The sequence below is a fragment of the Chroococcidiopsis sp. [FACHB-1243] genome (assembly GCF_014696895.1).
Lineage (GTDB): Bacteria > Cyanobacteriota > Cyanobacteriia > Cyanobacteriales > Chroococcidiopsidaceae > Chroococcidiopsis.
Map to the genome: position 1 here is coordinate 1 of NZ_JACJQX010000003.1, position 18650 is coordinate 18650.

At 45.1% G+C, this 18650-nt stretch carries 13 protein-coding genes; 5 read left to right on the plus strand and 8 right to left on the minus strand.

Going from position 1 to position 18650, the window contains the following annotated elements; translation table 11 throughout:
- Positions 1-190 precede the first annotated feature (190 nt).
- Positions 191-1432 carry a glycosyltransferase family 4 protein gene (locus H6G17_RS02645; RefSeq protein ID WP_192153900.1) on the plus strand — a complete coding sequence of 414 codons (1242 nt, stop codon included), beginning with the start codon at positions 191-193 and terminating at the stop codon, positions 1430-1432.
- Between the two features lie 633 nt (positions 1433-2065).
- Here the strand turns inward: H6G17_RS02645 and H6G17_RS02650 are convergent.
- The 3 genes from H6G17_RS02650 to H6G17_RS02660 all read right to left on the minus strand — a co-directional run bounded on the left by H6G17_RS02650 (position 2066) and on the right by H6G17_RS02660 (position 5272).
- Entirely contained in the window at positions 2066-3013 is a 948-nt protein-coding gene (locus tag H6G17_RS02650) for a HetZ-related protein 2 (protein ID WP_192153903.1), read from the minus strand.
- Positions 3014-3326: 313 nt separating this feature from the next.
- Positions 3327-4001 carry a response regulator transcription factor gene (locus H6G17_RS02655; RefSeq protein WP_192154278.1) on the minus strand — a complete coding sequence of 225 codons (675 nt, stop codon included), beginning with the start codon at positions 3999-4001 and terminating at the stop codon, positions 3327-3329.
- 164 nt (positions 4002-4165) lie between these two features.
- Positions 4166-5272 carry a response regulator gene (locus H6G17_RS02660; RefSeq protein WP_192153905.1) on the minus strand — a complete coding sequence of 369 codons (1107 nt, stop codon included), beginning with the start codon at positions 5270-5272 and terminating at the stop codon, positions 4166-4168.
- A 176-nt stretch (positions 5273-5448) separates the two neighbouring features.
- Here H6G17_RS02660 and H6G17_RS02665 point away from each other — a divergent pair, with 176 nt between their 5' ends.
- Positions 5449-6483: a cytochrome c peroxidase gene (locus H6G17_RS02665; protein WP_192153907.1), complete on the plus strand. Its 1035-nt coding sequence runs from the start codon at positions 5449-5451 to the stop codon at positions 6481-6483.
- Positions 6484-6495: 12 nt separating this feature from the next.
- Positions 6496-9225 (plus strand): DAHL domain-containing protein, encoded by a 2730-nt coding sequence (locus H6G17_RS02670; protein WP_199316396.1) that lies wholly within the window; start codon positions 6496-6498, stop codon positions 9223-9225.
- Between the two features lie 2 nt (positions 9226-9227).
- Here the strand turns inward: H6G17_RS02670 and H6G17_RS02675 are convergent, their stop codons facing one another.
- The 4 genes from H6G17_RS02675 to H6G17_RS02690 form a co-directional block, all read right to left on the minus strand.
- Positions 9228-9665: a response regulator gene (locus H6G17_RS02675; RefSeq protein WP_192153909.1), complete on the minus strand. Its 438-nt coding sequence runs from the start codon at positions 9663-9665 to the stop codon at positions 9228-9230.
- A 529-nt stretch (positions 9666-10194) separates the two neighbouring features.
- A complete protein-coding gene (locus H6G17_RS02680) occupies positions 10195-10578 on the minus strand; it encodes a response regulator (RefSeq protein ID WP_192153911.1) in 384 nt (127 codons plus the stop codon).
- A 95-nt stretch (positions 10579-10673) separates the two neighbouring features.
- Positions 10674-13448, minus strand: a complete 2775-nt coding sequence (locus tag H6G17_RS02685) for an ATP-binding protein (RefSeq protein WP_192153913.1) — start codon at positions 13446-13448, stop codon at positions 10674-10676.
- A gap of 38 nt (positions 13449-13486) precedes the next feature.
- Positions 13487-15355 (minus strand): response regulator, encoded by a 1869-nt coding sequence (locus H6G17_RS02690; RefSeq protein WP_192153915.1) that lies wholly within the window; start codon positions 15353-15355, stop codon positions 13487-13489.
- Positions 15356-16200: 845 nt separating this feature from the next.
- Between H6G17_RS02690 and H6G17_RS02695 the strand changes: the two genes are divergently transcribed.
- On the plus strand, positions 16201-17313 hold the full coding sequence (locus tag H6G17_RS02695) for a photosystem II q(b) protein (protein ID WP_192153917.1): 1113 nt from the start codon (positions 16201-16203) through the stop codon (positions 17311-17313).
- Here H6G17_RS02695 and H6G17_RS02700 read toward each other — a convergent pair.
- Positions 17257-17433, minus strand: a complete 177-nt coding sequence (locus tag H6G17_RS02700; protein WP_192153919.1) for a hypothetical protein — start codon at positions 17431-17433, stop codon at positions 17257-17259. The two genes, H6G17_RS02695 and H6G17_RS02700, sit on opposite strands and share 57 nt — an antisense overlap.
- Between H6G17_RS02700 and psbA the strand changes: the two genes are divergently transcribed.
- Positions 17434-18543 (plus strand): photosystem II q(b) protein, encoded by a 1110-nt coding sequence (gene psbA / locus H6G17_RS02705; protein WP_192153921.1) that lies wholly within the window; start codon positions 17434-17436, stop codon positions 18541-18543.
- Positions 18544-18650 lie beyond the last annotated feature (107 nt).

The following is an 18650-nucleotide window of genomic DNA, read 5'->3' on the forward strand; positions in this document are numbered from 1 at the left end:
GTTCATTGGATGGAGAAGATCGTGAAATGTTGACCGATTCTCTTTTCACAGAGAAGTATCAAAAATTATATGAAGATTTGTCTCAGGATTCAACATTTCTGCAATAGCTCTAGATAGAAATATTACTGAACTTTTCTAGAATGACAAAATTTGACTATTGAAGGAACATGTTGAAAAAGCGTAATTGTATATGAAAATTGCTATCTGGCATAACTTACCAAGTGGTGGTGGAAAGAGAGCCTTATATTATCACGTAAAAGGCTTATTGGAGCGCGGTCACACTTTAGAATCTTGGTGTCCTCCAACGGCAGACCAATCCTATCTTCCTTTAAATGAATTAATCAAAGAAAATATAGTACCACTTGCTCAGTCACCTATGAAAAGAAGGAGTAAGTTTATAAAACAGCCATTTTCACCTTATTTTCATGCGTTGAATAGCATCCAAGCGATGGATGCACATTGTCAACAATGTGCTGCTGAAATTAACTGTGGTGGCTTCGATGTACTTTTCGCCAATGCCTGTACTTTTTTTCGCACGACTGCAATTGGTCGATATGTCAAAGTACCAACAGCTATTTATCTTCAAGAACCTAATCGGGAGCTATACGAAGCGATGCCAAGCTTGCCTTGGGCAGCTATACCACCTCCGGCAAAGGCTTGGTGGTCGAGTAGTTATGTCTCAGCATTTCTCAAAAATCTGATTCAGGTACAAGGGTATAGACTTCAAGTTCGAGAAGAATTACAGAATGCGCGAGCGTTCGATGTAGTTTTAGTTAATTCCCTTTTTAGCCGAGAAAGTGTTTTAAGAGCTTATGGATTAGATGCTAAAGTTTGTTATTTAGGAATTGATACCGAACTCTTTAAGCCATCACAAGTTCCTCGAAAGAATATTGTCGTTGGTCTTGGAAGTATTTATTCTGGCAAAGGACTTGAGCGTGCAGTTCGCGCTATCGGCACAATACAGAAAGAAAAAAGACCAGATTTAATCTGGATCGGAAATTTTTCTGTCAATAGTTATCAGCAGAAAATTGCACAGCTTGCTAGAACTTTAGAAGTTAACTTCATACCCAAGGTGCGGATCGTTGATGATGAGATCGTCAAACTTTTGAGCCAAGCTTCAGTTATGATTTATACTCCTTTTTTAGAACCATTTGGTTTTGCGCCTCTTGAAGCAAATGCTTGTGAAACTCCGGTTGTGGCGATCGCTGAAGGAGGAGTTAGAGAAAGTATCAAAGATGGAATTAATGGTTTTTTAATTAATGGTGACGATCCAATTCTGATTGGTAAAGCTATCTCTTCTCTTTTAGATAATCCTGATATAGTAGAAAAAATGGGCGAACGAGCTAGAAAATACGTACTAGAAAATTGGAGTTGGAAGCAAGCAAATGACTGTTTAGAGAATCATTTACTGAGCTTAATAGTTAAACGTTAGAAACTGCTCGGGACGCGCTCGGTTCTGCGGTTGTCTCGATCGCACAAAGAATTACAAACTATCTGCCTGTCTGACACTGTTGCCAAGGTATTGTCAACTTAACCGCAATGTAAAATAATCGTACTGGTTCCACTCGGTTTGCGACTGCTTGTCCATGTACTCCCGTGAGTGATTAAGCGCCGAAATCATCAGCTACTGTGTCTGGCTCTACTAGACGTTTTTCGGCTGCGTCAATTGAGCGATTACCATCACTCAGGAATCGTCGTGCTTAATTTTGAATTTTTCCTGTTAAGTTGACAATGCCACTGAGAGTGATGCGTTACGCTGAAGTTTTTTTGTATACTACTGCTCCCTGCTCCCTTATCCCTATTCGGTCAAAAGTTAAAAAAACTGATGTTATGTGATGATGTGCAAGCACTCTTGAGTAAAAGATCCGCAACGGCGAAAAGAAAATGAGTAATACCAATTCTGTTTATTATTGCACTAGATTCGATCCCCCCTAGCCCCCCTTGATAAGGGGAGCCACTTGCGTGCGGAGGTGTCCTCCGTTGAGCAAAGTGGCGTGGGTTGGGGGATCTTCTGTGGCGTAGTTTTAAAGAAATGGTATAAGCCATCCCGAGCGGCTAGAAGTCTTCAACTTTGGTGTTCGGCAACTTTTGCTTTCAGCCAGTTAGCTACGAGTTCTGGTTGTTTTTTCTGGGCAAAAGTTCGTCCTGCATGGTAGCAGACTTTTTCCCGCAGTCGGTAAACTTGCCGCACGTCCAAATTTAATTGGTTGGCGATCGCCTGCTGCGATTTACCTTGGAGATAAAGCTGCAACCACTGTACTGCTTTCATCCCCAGTTTTACCTGCAAATAATCGGACAATTCTTGTTTGACAGCATCGTGCATCGCTTTTTGTTCTGCCTCGGTTTCAGCTTCTTGATATGCAACTAAGGCATGGCTATCCAGCCAGCTGAAAGAATTGTCGCTTTCCTCCGTGAAAAATTCGTCTGACACGAGTTGTAATTGCTCGCTGTTAGGTGAGTAAGTGATTCCGCCCCGTACCGTACGCTGTAAATAGTCAATCGTCCGATAGACTAACAGCGGTCGACCGCGGATCGGACGCATGGAATATTCTTCTATACTGGCGAATAGTAAAACACTACGGAGTTGGGAATTGTGAGTACACTGGGCAATCCAGGCTACTTGTTGTTGAATGTAGCGATCGCGCAGCAATAATTCCTGCAAGACTTCTTGAATGACATCTACCACAGTGCGGTGGCGATCGCGGCTGAGGGCGACTAAAGCGCGAATTTTGTGCCGCAGTACCAATAAACTACTCAAACGACTGATGAGGTGACGATAAGCTCGTTCTGGTGGTATGCCTAAATAACGCTTTTGCAGAATTCGATAGCGAAATGACAATCCTTGTTGAGTCATGTGTAGTTGAGCTGAAGTCAGGTTGTCAAATCGTTCTAAGTCATCGCCAAGCAACCACCGAACAATACTTTCCCTGTTGGCTACACTGGCTTGCGGGTAGTCTTCAGCTAATTGCGATCGCCATGTCTGTGTTAGTTGTACCATTGTAATTTTGGACATCCTCCGACTACCTCCTATGCTTGCTCCTTGTCATACTGTCGCAATGGTTCTAATCTACGAGCAGCAAGGGTGCGATCGCATCGAATAAATGTCATTTCCTGACCATTACATTTGTCATAGCAGTGGTAGTTGGTAGTTGGTAGTTGTTGGTTAGAAAGTGGTGCGTGATGCGTGGTGCGTGGTGCGTGGTACGTGTTTTTTCTCCCTCAGCAACCTTGCGCTCCCGATCGCTCCGCGACTCTCACTTCGCCCCCTTGTCTCCCTTGTCTCCCTTGTCCTCTCATTTTGCCCTAGCGGTAGCAGTTCCTAGCCCCTACTCTTTCAGCCAGGAGAGAAATGCATTGGCAATAATCGCGGCTTGGGTGCGATCGCGTAAATCCAAGCGCGTCAAAATTCGAGAAATATGATTTCTGACTGTCCCTTCAGAAAGAAAAAGCGTCTGAGCGATTTCTCGATTGCTAGCACCTGCGGCGATTTGGCGTAACACCTGTCGTTCGCGTTGCGTTAGTTCTGTAAATCCTGGTGGCGGTTCTTCTGGGGGTGGAGTTGGTGCTGAGGAGGGTGTCGTGGGAGCAATTTTTTCGATAATGCCAGGACCAAATTGAGTATATCCTTTATGAACGCTGCGGATGGCTTCTGCTAGCTCCTCCGCAGGAGTATCTTTCAATAAATATCCCTTCGCACCAAAGCGTAGAGCTTCCGATACATAATTGGCATCGTCAAATGTAGTTAGAACTAAAACTTTAATATTGGTAAATTCCTGGCACATTTGTTGAGTCGCCGTCACGCCATCCATAACTGGCATCCGAATATCCATGAGGACAATATCTGGTGGATCGGATTTGGCGTATAGCGATCTGACTGCGTCAATTGCTTGCTGTCCGTTACTAGCTTCTCCCACTACTTGCAAGTCAGGTTTAATTTCCAGCAAGGTTTTCAAGCCGCGTCGGACAATCTCTTGATCTTCAACCAGTAGCACCCGGATCATTTTAATTGGTAATTGGTAATTGGTAATTGGTAATTGGTAATTTGTATTTTTGCTACTCACCACGCACCAGGCACTACTCTCGATCTCTACTCCCGACTCCGGTACGGGCGGGTTTATCCGCAGAACTCTTTGTTTTACTAAAAGTATGCTCTAAAAACCCGCCCCTACACGACTCCCTCATTTCTAGGAAATCTGGCTGTAATTCTACATCCTTTGCCAGGTGCGCTGGTAATTTCTAACTGTCCTCCAACCGCTAGCACTCGTTCGCGCATTCCCTGCAATCCAAAGCCATTCTGGTTTTCATCCACACAAAAGCCGCCACCATTATCTTGCAGCTTCAGTGATAGCTCGGTGGGCGTGGTTTGAATTTGTAACTGAACAGATGTAGCTTTTGCATATTTGCAAATATTTGTCAATCCTTCTTGCACAATTCGATACACGACAGTATTGACTGAGTTGGAAAAGGGTAGGGAGAGATCGAGCTGACACTCAGGGGCGATGCCTGTTGTATGATGAAACTCTTGAATTAAGCCAGCGATCGCCCGATCTAATAATTGACCTTGCAGCGGATCTGACCTAATATCTGTTACCGAGCGGCGAACGGCGTTTAATGCCTCAGTGCCTAGTTTTTTTGCTTCGCCCAGAAACTCAAAAGCGCGATCGGGTGCTGTTTGCCAAAGCGTTAGCGCGGTTTCCATTTGAATGTTGAGTCCGACTAAAATATGTCCCAGAGAGTCGTGAATGTCACGGGCGATGCGATGGCGTTCTTCTATTGCAGTCATTTCTTCGATCCGCTGGTTTAATGTCCGTTCCTGTTCCAAGGCGCGGCGGAGATCGGCTTCTGCTTGCTGCAAGCGATCGTTTTGGGTTTGTAATGCCACTTGCATCCGACGTAAAGATAGCTGCGTTTCAATGCGGGCGAAGACTTCCTCTTCTTGAAATGGTTTGGTGATGTAATCGACTCCACCAAATGTAAAGGCTTTGACTTTATCCAAAACTTCGTTTAACGCACTGATAAAAATGATGGGAATATTTTGAGTCAGATGATTTGCTTTGAGGCGCTGACAAACTTCATACCCGTTCATTTCCGGCATATTAATATCTAATAATATTAAGTCTGGTGGCTGTGCCTGCGCTCCCATTAAAGCTGCCGCTCCGCTCATGACTGCGCGTATTTCATAGCCGCGATCGCTCAACATAGCAGATAATAGCCGTAGGTTGTCCGGCTTGTCATCGACGATCAGAATATCTCCATTTTTCTCATGCTGCATAAAAATAATTGACTCGTCTGATAATTATATAGAGTAATCCGACTGGATTCGTGAGATCTTGTGTAATGGTTGTCATTCGTTATTGGTCACTAGTCATTTGTATTTACTAATGACAAATGACAAATGACAAATGACAAAAGTAGATAAATTGGCAACTTAACAAAAACTTCTTATTGATGACCAAGCAAGTTCTTCGCAGGATATATCTCGTTGCATTGGTAATTTTGGCAATATTGGTAGCCATTTGGTGGCAACGCATCCAAACGCCTCAACCAATGAGAGAAGCTGTGTTTGAACGCATAGAAACCGTACAAGTGGATGAACCGATTCAACCAATTCCACTCCAGATTTCCTTGGATCGAGGTAAGGTAGCATTGGGCGAGCAACTGTTTCACGATCGGCGACTCTCCTCAGATAATAAAATTTCTTGCCTCAGTTGTCACGCTCTCAATCGCGGAGGGGCAGATCGCAAGGCTTTTTCAATTGGCGTGAATGGTGCGATAGGTAACGTTAACACCCCGACTGTATATAATTCAGCATTTAATGCTTACTTGAATTGGAATGGTAAATTTGCCACGTTGGAAGACTTCACCACAGCCGTGATTCAAAATCCAACAGCAATGGGAATTGAATGGCAAGTTTTGCTGCCAAAGTTGCAACAGGTTCCAGAGTACGTACGGGCATTTAACCAAAATTATCCTGATGGTTTGACAGCAACAAATGTTGTCAGTGCGATCGCCACTTATTTGCGATCGCTATACACTCCCAATTCGCGCTTCGATCGCTACTTACGCGGCGATAAATCTGCGATTAATGCTACCGAAAAAGAAGGTTATCGACTATTCCAAGCTTACGGTTGCGTCAGTTGCCATCAAGGAATGAATGTGGGAGGCAATTTGTTTCAAAAGTTTGGCATTATGGGCGACTATTTTCGCGATCGCGGTAAGATTGCGAAAGTAGATTTAGGGCGCTATAACGTCACTCAAGATGAGGCGGATATGTTTGTCTTTCGCGTCCCCAGCCTCCGCAATGTTGCCTTAACAGCACCCTATTTTCACGATGGTTCCGCTCGGACATTAGAGCAGGCAATTAACATTATGGCAAAGTATCAACTGGGGCGATCGCTTTCTGCTAAAGATACCCAGTTAATCGTTCAGTTCCTCCGCACTCTCACGGGAGAGCATTCTGAATTAAAATCTGGCGATCGGTAATTGGTAATTGATATGCGTCCACTGCATTTGAAAAAGTTCGTTTCTATCCTGAGTGGCTATTTGTTGCCAACAGGTGCAGTTATCTTATTTCTGCTGCTGTGGATGAAGTCACAGGCGATCGATCCCAATCGACACAATCGCTACATTAGTAATTTACTACGAATTCAAGAACTCGATGCGCGGATAAATCAAAATGTCTTACAAGCACGGTTGGGATTGCTGCCGTACTACGATCCAATCGTACATGAATTGGCAAAACTGAAACGAACTCAAGCAGATTTACAACAAATTCCGGCGTTTATGGATGCAGGCGAACGACAGTCAATCGATCGCGCTATTAAACTACATATTCAACTCTATCAGGACAAGGAAAGCCAGATCGAACAGTTTAAGTCTCAAATAGCTATTTTGCGTAATTCTGAATCATATTTCCCTGTTTCTGTCAATAGTTTGCTCCAGAATCAGACGATCGATCCAACTTTAGCAGCTCTTCTGAATAAATTATTGCAGGACGTACTGTTATTCAACCTCACCACCAGCCAAGAATTAAAACCACAGATTGAAGGTACAATTTCTCAAATTCTTGCTGTATCTCGCCCTATAGCTCAACGTGCGGATGTAGAACGAGCGATCGCCCATGCGCGAATCATCTTAACGCGCCGTCCCCAAGGAGATCGCTTAGTAAATCACATATTGTCGCTACCGACTGGCGATCGCGGTGAAGACATTGCCCAAACTTACTACAACGCCTATCAACAAGCACTCGATACTGCAAGTCTGAATCGACTGGCACTTTATTTACTCTCTACATTACTAGTCATTGGAATTGCCACTTCAATTATTTGGAAACTCCGCACCTCTGCAATCGCCGTACAACAAAGCGAAGTAAAATTACGGGCAATTTTTGAGAACTCCCTGTTCGGCATTTTTCGCGTGCGGCTAGAAGATGGCTTAATTTTGGCTGCCAACCAGCGATGTGCAAATATGTTAGGGCATGAATCGCCAGCAGAAATCGTCGGACACAAGCGTACTACTGATTTTTACGTCGATCTTAGCCAACGACAGTCTATTTTAGAGATCGTGCAACAGCAGGGCGAAATTAATAACTTCGAGCAGCAAGTTCGCCGACAAGACGGAACGACATTCTGGGGGTTATTTTCGGCACGGTTAAACGTTGTAGAAGGATGTTTGGAAGGCGCGATCGCCGATATTAGCGATCGCAAAGCTGCTGAAGCCGCCCTAGCGCAGGCAAAAGAAGCCGCAGAAGTCGCAAATGATGCCAAAACTCAGTTTCTCTCCCACATGAGTCACGAATTACGCACTCCCTTAAGCGTAATTTTAGGCTTTACGCAACTCCTGACTCGCAGCAACCAACTCGATCCCAAACAACAGGAATATCTCGATACGATTAGTCGCAGTGGGGAACACCTCCTCGCCTTAATTAACGACGTGCTGGAAATGTCCAAAATTGAAGCAGACAGAATTACGCTCAACGAGCAAGATTTCAACCTGCATCATTTACTGGATGGACTGCAACAAATGTTTCAATTGAGAGCCACATCCAAAGGGTTAGAATTTATCGTCGAGCGATCGCCCGATCTACCTGAATGCATTCGCACCGACGAAAGTAAACTGCGTCAGGTTTTAGTCAATCTAATTGGCAACGCGATTAAATTTACTCAGGCTGGAAGTGTAACTCTGCGCGTTAGTTTGGGGAGTCGGGAGTCGGGAGTCGGAAGCAGGGAGCAGGGGGGACAAGGGGGACAAGGGGGACAAGGGAGACAAGGAAGCAATTCTAGTCACCAGCCACTAGCCACTAGCCACTCATTCTCACTACTCACTTTTTCAGTCACAGACACTGGAGTCGGAATCGCTCCAGCAGAAGTCGATCGCCTTTTCGATCCGTTCGTGCAAGCGGAAGCGGGTATTAGTTCTCAGGAGGGAACGGGGTTGGGATTGCCGATTAGTCGTAAATTCGTGCAATTGATGGGTGGAAATATTACGGTGGAAAGCCGTTTGGGTGAGGGAAGTTGCTTTGAGTTTTATATTCAAGCAGAGAATATCGCAGCCGATGTCATTCCATCACCAACAACCTCCAGACAAGTTATCGGGTTAGCTGCGGGACAGCCTGCATATCGGATTTTGATTGTGGAGGATAAGCCCAGCAATCGACAGTTGTTATTAGAACTACTCCAGCCTGTAGGGTTTGACGTGCGAGAAGCAGAGAATGGACGAGAGGCGATCGCAATTTGGCAAAGTTGGCAACCGCACCTAATCTGGATGGATCTGCGAATGCCTGTCATGGATGGATACGCAGCCACCAAACAAATCAAATCAGCCCCAGATGCTCCCATTATCATTGTCTTAACTGGTAGTGCTTTTGAGGAAGAACGCCAAATTGCCGTTGCTACTGGCTGCGATGACTTTATCCGCAAGCCCTTCCGTGCCGAAGTCCTATTTGAGAAAATGACTGAATATCTTGGCGTGCAGTATATTTACAAGGAGGAAGAAGGGAGAAAAGCGATCGATTCAACCCGCAATCTTCATGCTTCATCCTTACAAGTCATGCCTGTTGAATGGATCGAACAATTGCGCCAAGCGGCAATTTGCGTTAATGCTAAGTTATTACATCAATTAATCGCCCAAATTCCTCCATCACATGCATCTTTAGCCCAGTCGATCGCGCATTTAGTCGATAATTTCCAGTTTGAAGAAATTGTAAATTTGACGAGTGCTTTCTGACACTAGTTCCAGTTCAGGGCGATCGCGACTTGGTTAGCCAAAGCTAATAAATCGAATGGTTTAGCGATCGCCACAATTACACCTAAATCAAGCGATTGTGGTAACTGATAAGAGTGTATGGTATTAGTTAATAAAATCACGGGAATATTCTGAGTCACGGGATTTTGCTGTAGTTGTTGTAAAATTGTTGACCAGTCGCGAACGGGTGTTAGCTCTGCTGCAACTTCTACTGAGCGATCGCTATACTTGGTAGTGCAGGCATCCAAGTCTAATAAAATCGCATCGACTTGTCTTGTCTGGGCTAAGACAATAATTTCGCAACGTGAATCAGCAACTAGAACTTCCCAGCCAGCAGCGATTTCTAAACAAAGCTGAGCTAGTTCTCGAATCGCATTCTCATTCTCAATCAGTAAAACACGGCGAGATGCACGATTAACCACAATTATCAGTTATCAGTTATCAGTTACCGTAGGGGCGGGTTTAGCAAAAGATTTACACCTGGCGGCAATTGATCTCGGTTCAAAACCCGCCCGTACATCGTAGAGTTGGGTTTAGCAAAAGATCGATCGCTAAAGTAATAAATCTCGGTTTAAAATCCGCCCGTACATGAATCATTTATCATTTGTTCGTCACTATTGAACCAGGACTTACGCAATCGATCCCCCAAACCCCCGCCAAATCGGGGGCTTAAAGTCCTCCCTTAAAAAGGGGGGAACCAGGGAGGATCGAGATCTCAGATTTCAACTGCGTAACTCCTGTGACTAATAGCTAGTAACAAAGAACATTGACAAAAGGCGAGATGACTACATTTCATCTTGTAGCGTAGACGAAAAATATGAATAATTCATGAAGGATGTAAACAGTCAATAATATATAAGCAAAAAGATATAGTTATAAGACTCTACAAACTACGTAATTCGACTCATAGAAAACAATATGAATAATTATTTATTTAAGTACCAAAATGTTTCATGACTTAGCAGCAATCAAAACTTGCTCGATTTGATTAGTCAAGGTAAAAGGATCGTAAGGCTTAGTAATTACTGCCGCTACCTGAATTTGTGTAAACTGTCTCTGTTCCGCAGGTTGAGCTTTAGCAGTGAGTAAAATCACAGGAATACTTTGCGTCAAAGGATGGGCTTGCAACTCTTGGAATGTGGTTAATCCATCCATATCCGGCATCATCACATCTAATAGAATCGCGTCAGGCTGTTCGGATGCAGCTGTCACCAATCCCTCTGCACCAGAGCTAGCTGTCAGCACTTCCCATTCCCCTGAGATCTCCAGGCAAATTTGAGTTGCTTCGCGAATATCCTGCTCGTCATCAATGATTAAAATGCGTTTCATGGTCATTGGTCATTGGTCATTGGTCATTGGTTGATAGTTGTTAGTCGTTAGACTCAACTCTTGCCACCAGCCACTAGTCATTAGTCACTCTCTACTGATAACTAGTCACTGTTTTGCGCTAAGGGTAGGGTGAAGGAGAAAGTACTGCCTGCGCCTAAAACACTTTCGACCCAGATTTGTCCTCCGTGTTGCTGTACAATGCTACGGCAAATTGCTAATCCTAAACCAGTCCCGCCTTGATGACCGGAGTTAGAAGCATCGACTTGCTGAAAGCGTTCAAAAATCGATTCGAGTTTATCAGCAGGAATACCGCGTCCGGTGTCTTTGACTTGGAATGTGATGAAAGAAGTCGGGAATTGGGAGTCGGGAGTCGGGAAAGGGTGTAGGGTGTGGGGTGTAGTGTGGGGTGTAGTGTTTGTGTTATTCTCTCCCTCAGCTCCCTCAGCTCCCTCAGCTCTCTTCTCTCCCTTGTCCCCCTTGTCCCCCTTGTCCCCCTTGTCCCCCTCAGCTCCCTCAGCTCCCTGCCCCCTGCTCCCTAATTCCGCACTCAGCCAAACTGTAGATCCTGGGGAGGAAAATTTAATCGCATTACTAAGTAGGTTAGTCAACGTCTGTACGATCCGGTCTGGATCTACGCATAACTTTGCTGATACTGGTGTGACGCACAGATTAATTTCTGCTTTCTCAGCCATTGCTTGCATAACTTCTGCCGATTGGACGATCAACTCAGATGCATCGCAAAGCTGTTTGTGCATGATGACTTTGCCAGAATTGATCCGTTCGATGTCAAGGATGTCGCTAATGAGCCGGACTAAACGGTTGGTATTGTCAAACGCAATTTCTAACATCCGCTGCCGTTTGGCTGGTTGAGTCTCCAGAAAACCCCGCGCTAGCAAACCCAAAGCAGTACGAATTGAAGTGAGAGGAGTTCGGAGTTCGTGGCTGACGACTGAGACAAACTCATCCTTCATTCGCTCGACTATTTGGCGCTCGGTAATGTCTTTAAATATGACAACTGCACCGACAATCTTTCCCTGTTCTCGAATTGGAGTGCTAACGTATTCAACTGGAAATTTTGACCCGTCGCGACGATAAAAGATATCGTTGGTTATGTATTGTACTGCTCCAGTTTGGAGGGTGGCGTAAATCGGGCTGTCTTCCCAAGTGTAAGGAGTGCCGTCCGGTTTGGAGTGGTTGAGGATGGCATGGATAAATTTAGCGTTGGAGCGATCGCGCGTTTCTGGTAAAAAGTAACTGGAATGAATTTCTAAATCGCGATCGCAATTAGATCCAATTAGCTCTCTAACTCGGTATCCCAACATCCTTGCTGCAGCGGGATTGACAAAAGTAATTTTGCCTTGAGCGTTTAAACCGTAAATTCCTTCGCCTGCCGAGTTGAGAATTAATTCATTTTGGCGGCTGAGGCGTTCTAAGGAAGCTTGCGCCTGTTCGCGCACGCTAATTTCTCTGAGTAAATCGACATTAGCACGTTGTAGTTCTGCGGTTCGCTCCTCGACTCTTTGCTCTAATTGGGCATTTAAAGCACAAATTTTAATCTCTGCTTGCTTGCGTTCTTGAATGTCGCGAGATAAATCGGCGTTGAGGGCATGAACTTGTAAATAAAGTTCATATTGCTGAATTGCTAGAGCAAAATGGCTACTTAAAGCTTGCACTAGTTCTATTTCCGCACTCGTCCAGGCTTGCGCTTGCCCTTGTTTTAATTCTCGCCAAGTTTCAAAAGATTGAATCGGGCGTAAGTGGCGCGGATCGTCGCGGTCGGGTCGTCGCGCCCATAGGGTTTCAATCTCAATTTCCCGTCGAAATACGCTCAAATAACCTAAAATTTGCTGTCGGTACTGCAAGCGCACGATTAACAAACCGCGAATTCGTACCGGAAACCATGCTAAAGCCAATTCTGGAGGAATTTCTAAACCGTGCCAATCGGCGATCGCCCAAGTACAGCGATCGTCATCAATAGTTGTTTGTGCGTCTAGCCACGATCGCCAACTCGAATATTCTTCCAGATACAACTGGCATCCCGCTTCAGACTGCCAAATTGGTTGTTCGCCACAAGTCAACAACTGCGCTGCGGTTCCTGGTCTTTGAGGACTAATATAAACTCTGCCACCCGTTCCCCCTAGCGCCGAGATAGTTAGCTCTAACGCTTGCTGTAACTGCATCTCGGTCATGGAATGCAATAATTTAGCCACGCGGTTAATCGTGGCTTCTTGTTGGGCTTGGAGGCGAGTTTGTTTGAGCAAGGTACTTTGGGCGATCGCAATTGATAATTGATCTGCTACCAACTGCACCACCTGCAACTCTCGGTCTGTAACTTGTCGGGGTAAACTGTGATGGGATACTAACAACCCCCACAGGCGATCGCGATGTAAGATCGGCACGACTAGAGAAGACTGCACCCCCATCGAAGTCAGATACTCCACATGACAGGGATCGACAGGGCGAAATCGGATGTCAATTTCTGGAAGCGATACTCCAGTAACCGGACAATCCAACGAACTTGAGCCAATTTCCTGTGCTGCCACATCGACAATCGAACGCTGACGCGCCTTCAAAAATAACTCTCGCGCCAGGGGCGGAATATCTTCGGCAGGAAAGTGTTGTCCCAGTAAAGATGGTAAACGTTCTTCCTGCACTGATTCTGCTACGACTTCGCCACTACCATCTAAATCGAACCGATAAACCATCACGCGATCGGTTCCCAAAAAGGCACGCACTTCAGCAACAGTTCCTGAGAGAATCGCAGGCAACTCCAAAGATTGACGGATGCGATTCATCATCCGATGTAGCAACACTTCCAGCGAAGCGATCTGTTCTTCGCTTGAAGCGGAACTTGACAGGGAACGATTTGTTTGCATTTGACTACAGTTATCAGTTACTTACGACTTACGACTTACTACTGAATGCTCTGCATTAATCGCATTTGCCCCAAGCGATTAAAAATCTGAGTCACGAGTTCCGTACCTAAAATCGACTTGCTCAAACAATCGTTTGCACCTGCGGTAAAGACTTGTTGTATGGTGCGATCGTCAGTGTGAGCTGTAAGAAAGAGGACGGGTAGTTTATGCCAACGTGGTTCGTTACGCACGATTTGACACAGATCGATGCCGTTAAACTGAGGCATTTCTACATCAAGTACGAGCATATCGGGGGCAAATTCTTCTAAAATTGCCCAAAAACGCGATGGTTCTTCCAACGTGTTGAGCTGAATGCCCCAAGGTTCTAATAACGCTTGCATTAGCGTCAGAATCTCTGGATCGTCATCCACAACTAGAATTTTGGTGGGATGAGAGCGAGTTTGTTGCAATCTCGTAACTGCTGCTAGCACCTCCTCTGGGTTGAAAGGTTGTCGTAAAAAAGCGTGAACGCCCAAACGAGACAGCTCGATTCGATCGCTTAATCGATCGCCTCTGGTACAGAGTAAGACTGGAATTGGTGGAGTACGGTTTGTCAGTTCGGCAAGAATGGCTAAATCTGCGGCGGTGGTATTGGCAAGGGAAAGATTGAGTATGACTACATCGGCTGGCGATAGGCGATTGAACTTTTCTAAATGGGCGATCGCTGCTTTTGCTGCTGATATATTCGGCGCAATTTTTACTCCCATCCCTGCGGTTGCAGCCAACTTGACGATTTGCTCTGCTAGTCCGGCATCGCCATCAATTGCTAGCATGACAATCGATTGCTGGCGCGGTAAGGGACGATCGAGCTGGCTCAGGCTAGGTCGTTGAATTTCTCGTTTTAATGCCATCACCATTTCATATACATGTAGCGCCTCACTACGGTCTAAAATTACGTCAGCTTGCCAGATATCCTCAATGTGTTTTGCCAACCGCGAACCTTTGGCAAACCCGAAAATACCCAACGCTCCTGCTAACTTGTGTGCTGCTTGTCGCGCTTTTTGACGCAATTCTTCTGTGAGCTTGTTGTCGAGTAAGGATATGGTTGCTTGCTCTAACACGGCAACGCGATCGCTACTTTGATGTTTGAGTTTTTCCCAAACTTCTGCCAAGGCTGCTTTTGTCTGCTGCTGGATCGAGTCCTGACTTTGGGGTAAAGACGCGCCGCGCAGTTTGGTTTTTTTAGTTGTCGGTGCGGGATGTTTCAGGCGATAACCCAGACCGTATACTGTTTCTATTAAATCGGCAGGTGCGCCGACTTGTTTCAATTTCTGTCGCAAACCCTTAATATGAGCCGTCACCGTGTCTTCTTTAGGGGCTTCTGGAACTGCCCAAACTCGATCTAAAATCTCACCACGGCTTAAGACGAGCTGAGGATGGCGCAGGAAAAGCTCTAGCAGACGATATTCGTTCGGTGTCAAATGCAAGACGCGATCGCCATATGTCACCTCGCACGTCCCGCATTGTAGTCGTAAGTCTCCCCACTCTAAAGCTTGTAAAATTGGTTTACTTTGTCGTCGCAACAGTACGCGAATTCGAGCCAGTAATTCTGGCATATCGAAAGGTTTGACGAGATAATCATCTGCGCCTGCATCTAATCCCATCACTTTGCGATCGCTAGAGTCTTGCGCCGTAATTAATAGCACGGGGGTTTGATATTTGCGATCGCGCAATCGTTGGCAAAGTTTAATACCATCAAGCTTAGGCAGGATCACATCTAGCAAAATTAAGTCATAGGTGAAAGTTTGAATGAGATCCCACCCAGTCTGACCATCAGTTGCAGTATCGACGACATAGTTTTGCTGCTGAAGCACATTTTTTAAAGCCTTAGCAACACATTCATCGTCTTCTATGAGTAAAATTCTCATTTTGTATCACCTATTAAATAAGTGAGTTGGTAATTGGTAATTGGTAATTGGTCAGTGAGAGATGCATGTTAGAACTTACGATTTATGACTTACGACTTCTCCCTCTTCCTTATCTTCACAAGTAAGTTCATAAAATCAAGCCGGATTCCTATAGCTAGCTAAGAATTACTAGCAGTCAATACTTCTTACGAAATATCCAAATTTCTAAGCCAGCAGTTACAAAGCGACAGTTATGTTATTTTTGTTACATTTCAATCTGCGATCGGGGATCGAATTGCTAGAAAGCTTCTAGCTAGAACGTTTACTCAAGCTATATCCTAGAATCTTAGCTATTAAAATGCTAAGTGTGAATGCCTCCGTGTCAATATATTTTTTGAGTAAGTTTTTTTACTAGTGGATATAAGTAGACGATGTTTCTTATTTGACAAATATTATTCACAAATCTCTAATTTTAGTCTGCTTATAGCAAGTAAAATTAATGTTTCTTAATCTATTTTTAACTTTTAGTGAGTCAATGCTCATTGAGGAACAAAAGACTTTTTGGGAGTTGCTGCTAACAAGCACATTGAGTTGCAAGTATCTGATAGTAAGGGCGATCGCGACTTCAAGGCAAGCGATCGCGCGAGCGTTTTCTTGGTAAAAATATTACTTTTTGTAAACGAATTTCATTTCTTCATTGGTTCTTCAGGTTTTTTCCCTATTCTCAAATACAATCAACGTCCAACAAGTTTTGTTGCTCCTACTTTGATTGCTTTGATTCGACTATCAAAAGTCAACTCATCGCATCAGGATTAAAACGCTGTTGCGGTGGGAAATTTCTCGCCCTTTATTAAACATCTATTCTCATGGTGTCAAAGACAGACAGTGCGATCGCGACTCCAACTCGTGGCGATCCTACTGAACAGATCCCAGTCACTAATGAATTAAAAAAACGCCAAAGCACTAGTATTTGGGATCGCTTTTGTAATTGGGTGACTAGTACTGAAAATCGGCTATATATCGGCTGGTTTGGAGTACTAATGATTCCCTGTATGCTGACAGCAGCCAGCGTGTTTATCGTTGCCATTATTGCCGCACCAGCAGTAGATATGGACGGTATGAGTTCGCCGATTACCGGCTCTCTACTAGACGGCAATAATATTATTACGGCTGCTGTCGTACCAACATCAGCGGCGATCGGACTGCATTTTTATCCACTTTGGGAAGCAGCCTCTTTAGATGAGTGGCTCTACAACGGTGGACCTTATCAACTGATCGTGCTGCATTTCTTGATCGGCATTATTTGCTATCAAGATCGCGAATGGGAATTGAGCTATCGCTTGGGAATGCGACCTTGGATTTCTTTAGCATTTACTGCACCCGTTGCGGCTTCAATTTCGGTCTTCTTAGTCTATCCAGTCGGACAAGGTAGCTTCTCAGCAGGAATGCCACTGGGAATTTCTGGAACTTTCAACTTCATGTTGCGGTTTCAAGCAGACCATAACATTCTCATGAGTCCTTTTCACGTCTTGGGAGTCATCGGAGTTTTGGGTGGTGCTTTCTTATGCGCTATGCACGGTTCCCTAGTGACTTCTACCTTGATCCGTACGGATGGCGATCGCATCGATGAATTGAGCGAATCGACCAATGCCGGATACAAGCTCGGTCAAAAGCGCCCGACCTACAGTTTTAGGGCAGCTCAACTGTACTTGTGGCGGTTAATTTGGCGGGGAACTAGCTTTCCTAATTCGCGCCGATTGCATTTTTTCCTAGCAGCTTTTCCAGTAGCAGGAATCTGGTCTGCGGCTTTAGGGGTTGACATTGCAGCATTCAACTTTGAAAAGTTGAACTTCGAGCCGACCCACATCGAGAGCCAAGGCAGAACGGTAAATACATGGGCAGACGCGATCTCGCTGGCAAATCTAGGCATAGATATGGCACGCGATCGCCAGTTGCACCAGTTCCCTACTGACTTGTAAAGAGTGGTGCGTGGTGCGTGGTATTTTTTCTCCCTCAGCTCCCTCAGCATCATAAGCTCCCTCAGCTCTCTTCTCCCCTGCTCCCTGCTCCCGTAATAACTGATAACTGATAACTGACATATGACTACAGTTTTACAGCGTCAATTAAACCGCGTCCCTGCGTGGGAAAGGTTCTGTAATTGGGTGACTAGCACGGAAAATCGGTTATATATCGGCTGGTTTGGCGTGCTGATGATTCCCCTTTTAGGAGTCTCCATTTGCGTCTTTACCATCGCTTTTATCGCAGCACCGCCTGTAGATATCGATGGTATCCGCGAACCAGTAGCAGGTTCTTTACTCTACGGCAATAACATCATTACTGGAGCCGTAGTGCCGATGTCTAATGCCATTGGCTTGCACTTTTACCCTATTTGGGAAGCAGCATCGATGGATGAGTGGCTTTACAATGGTGGACCCTATCAGATGATAGGTTTTCACTACATTCCAGCTCTGTGTTGTTATGCAGGGCGCGAATGGGAGTTGTCCTATCGTTTGGGGATGCGTCCTTGGATTGCAGTTGCTTATACCGCTCCCGTTGCTGCCACATCATCGGTGTTCTTGGTTTATCCCATCGGACAAGGTAGCTTCTCTGATGGTCTGCCAATGGGCATCAGCGGTACTTTCAATTTCATGTTTGTCTTCCAAGCCGAACACAATATTCTGATGCATCCCTTCCATATGTTGGGAGTCGCAGGAGTGTTGGGAGGTTCGTTGTTCTGCGCCATGCATGGTTCGTTGGTGACATCCAGCTTAATTCGCGAAACCAGCGAGAGCGAATCGCAGAACTACGGCTACAAGTTCGGACAAGAATCGGAGACTTACAATATCGTCGCCGCCCACGGTTATTTCGGTCGCCTGATTTTCCAGTATGCCAGCTTCAACAACAGTCGCTCGTTGCACTTCTTTTTAGCAGCTTGGCCCGTGGTCTGTATTTGGGCTACGGCATTGGGTATCAGTACGATGGCATTTAATCTGAACGGGTTTAACTTCAATAACTCAGTCCTCGACTCGCAAGGTCGCGTGTTACCTACCTGGGCTGATGTATTGAATCGGGCAAATCTAGGGTTTGAAGTCATGCACGAACGCAATGCTCATAACTTCCCTCTCGATCTTGCTTGTGGCAATGTCGTTCCAGTAGCGTTCAAAGCGCCAACAATTGGTGAAGTTACACCACAGGCGATCGCAAGTTAAGCACTCATTTAGCTATCCTCTGGCTATTTATTGGCAAGTCTTTTGACTTTCCGATTGGCTTGCCAATTTTACTCAAACCAACTTGACAAAATGACTTAGCAATTTTT

Excerpts from the sequence above, each read along its gene's own strand:
- psbA (WP_192153921.1), top strand. The coding sequence starts at position 17,434 with ATGACTACAGTTTTACAGCGTCAATTAAACCGCGTCCCTGCGTGGGAA.
- H6G17_RS02680 (WP_192153911.1), bottom strand. The coding sequence starts at position 10,578 with ATGACCATGAAACGCATTTTAATCATTGATGACGAGCAGGATATTCGC.
- H6G17_RS02690 (WP_192153915.1), bottom strand. The coding sequence starts at position 15,355 with ATGAGAATTTTACTCATAGAAGACGATGAATGTGTTGCTAAGGCTTTA.
- H6G17_RS02700 (WP_192153919.1), bottom strand. The coding sequence starts at position 17,433 with ATGTCAGTTATCAGTTATCAGTTATTACGGGAGCAGGGAGCAGGGGAG.
- H6G17_RS02645 (WP_192153900.1), top strand. The coding sequence starts at position 191 with ATGAAAATTGCTATCTGGCATAACTTACCAAGTGGTGGTGGAAAGAGA.
- H6G17_RS02670 (WP_199316396.1), top strand. The coding sequence starts at position 6,496 with ATGCGTCCACTGCATTTGAAAAAGTTCGTTTCTATCCTGAGTGGCTAT.
- H6G17_RS02650 (WP_192153903.1), bottom strand. The coding sequence starts at position 3,013 with ATGTCCAAAATTACAATGGTACAACTAACACAGACATGGCGATCGCAA.
- H6G17_RS02655 (WP_192154278.1), bottom strand. The coding sequence starts at position 4,001 with ATGATCCGGGTGCTACTGGTTGAAGATCAAGAGATTGTCCGACGCGGC.
- H6G17_RS02695 (WP_192153917.1), top strand. The coding sequence starts at position 16,201 with ATGGTGTCAAAGACAGACAGTGCGATCGCGACTCCAACTCGTGGCGAT.
- H6G17_RS02685 (WP_192153913.1), bottom strand. The coding sequence starts at position 13,448 with ATGCAAACAAATCGTTCCCTGTCAAGTTCCGCTTCAAGCGAAGAACAG.
- H6G17_RS02660 (WP_192153905.1), bottom strand. The coding sequence starts at position 5,272 with ATGCAGCATGAGAAAAATGGAGATATTCTGATCGTCGATGACAAGCCG.
- H6G17_RS02665 (WP_192153907.1), top strand. The coding sequence starts at position 5,449 with ATGACCAAGCAAGTTCTTCGCAGGATATATCTCGTTGCATTGGTAATT.